Annotated in this window: 1 protein-coding gene; it reads right to left on the bottom strand. The window is 61.2% G+C overall.

Annotated elements, in window-relative coordinates:
- A partial coding sequence (locus HOP58_RS22770) for an AAA family ATPase (RefSeq protein ID WP_234261914.1) occupies positions 1-652 on the bottom strand: 652 nt, incomplete at both ends.

Genomic DNA, 652 nt, shown 5'->3' on the forward strand with positions numbered 1-652 from the left:
CCTTCGTAGCGGGCGATGGGGTTGTTGCGGTACCAGTCGTGGGGCAGCCCGGCGTAGAGGGCTTTGAGATGGGCCTCGAGGCCGGCCAGGTCATGCGCACGCAGATAGGTGAATAGCGTCTTTCGCTCACGTGGCGCATTTTCCAGCCCTAACACAGGCAGCAGAGCGTGGTTGAGGCTGGTTTCCACCTCCTGGTTGGGAAACCCCAAGGTGTAGAGTCGATAACCCAGCATCGGCTCTTCGATATGCTTCACCGTGAGGTAACCGGTCTGGAACAGCAGCGCTTCGGTGGCGATATCATCCACATCGAAGCGGCCCAGCAATTCCGGCTCGGTCTCCCACCGGTCCAGCGCCGGAGTGAACACTCCGCGCTGCTTGAGCACTTCCACCAGAAAAGTGGGCGTGGCGCTCTCGAACCAGTAGGCGCCGAACTGACGTTTCTGGAACAGCAGCAGCACGTCGAAGGGGTTGTAAACGGCCGTAACCTCCTGCCCGCCCCAGCGATAGCCGTTGTACCAGTGCTTGATCTGACTTCGCTCCAGCCCCGGCAGCTCGGGGGCGAATACCGTGTCGATGTCGTCGTCGGTGTAGCCGCAGATGGTCGCGTAGGGGGCGTCCAACGTCACGTCGTTGAGATTGTTGAGGCCGGAGA

The organism is Halomonas sp. MCCC 1A11062 (assembly GCF_021404355.1).
GTDB classification, from domain to species: domain Bacteria; phylum Pseudomonadota; class Gammaproteobacteria; order Pseudomonadales; family Halomonadaceae; genus Halomonas; species Halomonas aerodenitrificans.